Source organism: Phenylobacterium sp. (assembly GCF_036723115.1).
Classification (GTDB): domain Bacteria; phylum Pseudomonadota; class Alphaproteobacteria; order Caulobacterales; family Caulobacteraceae; genus Phenylobacterium.
On sequence record NZ_DAIMHV010000203.1, the window covers coordinates 1 to 3,902 of the forward strand.

The 3,902-nt window shown below is 69.8% G+C and carries 4 protein-coding genes; all 4 read left to right on the forward strand.

Features of this window, described 5'->3' with window-relative positions:
- The coding region (locus tag V7D28_RS14360; protein WP_333588068.1) for an alpha-isopropylmalate synthase regulatory domain-containing protein at positions 1 to 454 on the forward strand (454 nt) is incomplete at its 5' end.
- Positions 455 to 563: 109 nt separating this feature from the next.
- Positions 564 to 1,442: a DMT family transporter gene (locus V7D28_RS14365; RefSeq protein WP_333588069.1), complete on the forward strand. Its 879-nt coding sequence runs from the start codon at positions 564 to 566 to the stop codon at positions 1,440 to 1,442.
- Positions 1,443 to 1,727: 285 nt separating this feature from the next.
- Positions 1,728 to 2,771, forward strand: coding sequence for a rod shape-determining protein (locus tag V7D28_RS14370; protein WP_293319783.1), 1,044 nt, complete (start codon positions 1,728 to 1,730; stop codon positions 2,769 to 2,771).
- Positions 2,772 to 2,835: 64 nt separating this feature from the next.
- Positions 2,836 to 3,902: rod shape-determining protein MreC (mreC, locus tag V7D28_RS14375; protein ID WP_333588070.1), on the forward strand; the 1,067-nt coding region annotated here is incomplete at its 3' end.

The window sequence follows — 3,902 nt, forward strand, 5'->3', positions numbered from 1 at the left end:
GAAGAAGCACGTCTTCGACGACGACATCGTGGCCCTGGTGGACGACGCCCTGGCCTCCGGCGCCGACCGGATCCAGGTCAAGCAGCTGCGGGTCATCGCCGGGACAGAAGGCCCGCAGGAAGCCCATCTGACCGTCACTGTGGAGGGGGTCGAGCGCTCGGCCAGCGCCACCGGCGACGGGCCGGTGGATGCGGTATTCAACGCCATCCACGAGGTGGTGCCCCACGCCGCCATTTTGCGCCTGTTCCAGGTCCATGCGGTGACCGAGGGCACCGACGCCCAGGCCCAGGTTTCGGTTCGGCTGGAAGAGGACGGCCGCATCGCCACCGGCCAGGCCGCCGACACCGACACCTTGACCGCCTCGGCCAAGGCCTATGTGAACGCGCTCAACAACCTCTTCGCCCGCAAGGAGAAGAGCGCGCCGGACGCCACCAAGGTCGCCAGCGGCTTCTGAGTCCGCAAGCCTCGGCGACCTTGGCCGTCGCGGTTCGCTGATCCCTTGCTCACGCCCCTAAGGCCCTATGGATCCCGCACCCCTTCCTGGGGCGGGATGAGGCTTTCACATGCTCTGGATCGCCCTGACGATCGCCGCCGCGCCCTTGCAGGTGGCGCGTAACGCCCTGCAGCGTGGACTGGTGGAGGAGGCGGGGCCCTGGGGGGCGACCCTCGTCCGCTTCCTGTTCGGCCTGCCCTTCGCCCTGGCGCTGTTCGCCGCCGCCGCGCTGCTGACGCCTGGCGCTGATCCGCAGGCCGGCCCAGGCTTCTGGATCGCTGTGAGCCTCGGCGCGCTCGGCCAGATCATACAGACCGCCCTGCTGCTGGTGGCCATGCGGCGCAGCGGCTTTGCGGTGGCCACCTTCACCCAGCAGGCTTCCCTGCCGGCCGCCGCCCTGCTGGGACTCTTCGTGCTTGGCGACGGCCTGAGCCCGGCGGCCTGGGCCGGGGTGGGCGTCACCACCTGCGGCGTGGCTGTCCTGTCCTGGCCCGGCGCCATTTCGCAGATGGCGCGCTCGGGCCTCTTTCTGGGCGTGGCCTCCGGCGTCGTCATGGCCGTGGTGCTGAACGCCTATCGGGAGGCGGCCCATGCGCTGGATCCGGCTCATCCTGTCTATGCGGCCCTGGGCGCGGTGTGCGTAGCCCAGGCGCTCCAGTCGCTCGGCCTGGGCGCCTGGCTGGCTGTGCGGCGGCCGCAGGCCCTTCGGGCGGTGCTGCTGGGCTGGCGCTCCTCGTGGGGGGCGGGATTCTGCGGGGCGGCGGCCTCGGCCTGCTGGTTCGCCGCGTTGAGCCTGGCGCCCGCCGGCCAGGTCCGCGCCGTGGGGGTTCTCGAACTGCCTATCGCCGCCCTGGCGGGCCGCCGGCTCTTCCGGGAATCACTCACCCTGCGCCAGGTCCTGGGAGGGGCGGCCACTGCGGTGGGCGTGGTCCTGGCGGCCTTGGGATGAGTCGTGGGCAAGCGAGCCCGGATAACCACCCCGCGGCCGATGAGCGCAAAGCGGGAAGTTTGCCTCCCGCAGGAGTTGAATTCCCTGAGTCCGCCAGGGGGCGGCGCGGCGGCTCGCCTCTCGCGTCCGTGAATAGGCCTTGAAATCAACAAGACGCCGGGGCACACGAACCGCAAGTCCTTCTCGCGACAGGCTGATCCGACCGCGCGCTCCGATACCGGCGCATGACGGTGAGGCCCATCGTACCGAGGCGCTCCCCAAGCCCCCCAGTCATCAGGGCCCTGCATGATCTCGTCCCTCTTCGGCGCCATTTCCAACGACATCGCCATCGATCTCGGCACCGCCAACACCCTCATCTACATGAAGGGCAAGGGCATCGTGCTGAACGAGCCGTCGGTGGTGGCGCTCAGAAATATCGGCGGCCGCAAGGTCGTCCACGCCGTGGGCATTGAGGCCAAGCAGATGCTGGGCCGGACGCCGGGCCACATGGAAGCCATCCGTCCCATGCGTGACGGCGTCATCGCCGACTTCGAAGTCGCCGAAGAGATGATCAAGTACTTCATCCGCAAGGTTCACAACCGCAAGGGCTTCGTGAACCCGAAGGTGATCGTGTGCGTGCCGTCGGGCGCCACCGCCGTGGAGCGCCGGGCGATCAACGACAGCTGCCTGAACGCCGGCGGCCGCCGCGTGGGCCTGATCGACGAGCCCATGGCCGCCGCCATAGGGGCCGGCCTGCCGATCCACGAGCCCACCGGCTCCATGGTGGTCGACATCGGCGGCGGCACCACCGAGGTGGCCGTGCTCTCGCTCTCCGGCATCGTCTATTCGCGCTCGGTCCGCGTCGGCGGCGACAAGATGGACGAGGCGATCATCAGCTACATGCGCCGCAACCATAACCTCCTGATCGGCGAGACCACCGCCGAGCGGATCAAGAAGGAGATCGGCACGGCGCGGGCTCCGGCCGACGGCGAGGGCCTGTCCATCGAGGTGAAGGGCCGCGACCTGATGCAGGGCGTCCCCCGGGAAGTGCGCATCTCCGAGAAGCAGGCGTCGGACGCCCTGTCGGAGCCGGTCGGCCAGATCGTCGACGCGGTGAAGATGGCCCTGGAAGCCACGCCGCCAGAGCTCGCCTCCGACATCGCCGACAAGGGCATCATGCTCACCGGCGGCGGCGCCCTGCTGCGCGGCCTGGACGCCGAGATCCGCGACCATACCGGCCTGCCGGTGACGGTGGCCGATGACCCGCTGTCCTGCGTGGCGCTCGGCTGCGGCAAGGTGCTGGAACATCCGAAATGGATGAAGGGCGTTCTTGAGTCGACCTTGGCCTAGGATTTGCTTAACCAAATCGAGCGGCCCCTAACGTCGTTCGATTTGGGGTGGGAGACAGGCTTAGGTGTCCTTTCGGGACAATCCTCTCGGCGAAATTCGGGTGCCGCTGGTCTGGACGGCCGGCGTCGCATTGATCGTGGCCGCCGTGGTCGCCATCGCCCTGCTGCTCAGCGACCGACGGGAAACCTTCCAGAACGAGGCCTATGGGGTCACCCGCGAGGTGAGCGACGCCGTGGCCGCCCCCGTCACCGGGATTGTTTCGGCGCCGCTGCACTGGATCGGCGAGGCGGGACGGGCCATCTCGGACTACTTCTTCGCTGTCTCCGAGAACCGCCGCCTTCGCGCCAGACTTGAGGCCGCGCAGGCGCTGGAGCAGGAAGTCCTCGTCCTTCGGGATCTGAACGAGCGCTACCGCGACCTGCTTCAGCTGCAGACCGACCCGCCCGTGCCCATGGTCTCGGCCCGGGTGGTCAGCGACGCCCGCGGCCCCTTCGCCAATACGCGCCTGGCCAATGTGGGCACCGAGCGTTCGGTGCGGATCGGCAATCCGGTCATGAGCGAGCGGGGGCTGGTCGGGCGCGTGGTGGGGGTGACCCGCGGCGCCAGTCGCATCCTGTTGCTCACCGACATCGCCTCGCGCACCCCGGTGATGGTCGACCGCACCAATGCGCGGGCCATTCTGACGGGCGACGGCGGCCCCAATCCCAAGCTCGACTATCTGCGCGGCCTCGAACCCGTCCAGGAAGGCGACCGCATCGTCACCTCAGGCGACGGCGGTCTCATGCCCCGGGGCCTGCCCGTGGGCGTGGCCGTAAAGGGGGTGGACGGGTCCTGGCGCGTGGCCCTGGGCGCCGACACAGGGGCCATCGATTTTGTTCGCATACTGCTCTTCCAGGACTTCGCCCAGTTGGCTGATCAGGAGGCGCTGAACCAGCCCGGAGCGCCGCCTGCGCCCTCCGCCATGCCCGCCGTCGGCGTCACCACACCGCCGCCTGCGCCTGCTCCGGCGCCTGCCCCTGCGCCCGCCGCGGCGCGTCCTGGCCCGGCCGCTTCGACGGCGCCCGCACGGACAACGCCGCCGGCCGCCCAGCCCCAGCCTTCCCGCCCGCCGGCGCCGCAGCCGTCCCGATC

Coding starts and splice junctions, on each gene's coding strand:
- V7D28_RS14365 (WP_333588069.1), top strand. CDS start 564: ATGCTCTGGATCGCCCTGACGATCGCCGCCGCGCCCTTGCAGGTGGCG.
- V7D28_RS14370 (WP_293319783.1), top strand. CDS start 1,728: ATGATCTCGTCCCTCTTCGGCGCCATTTCCAACGACATCGCCATCGAT.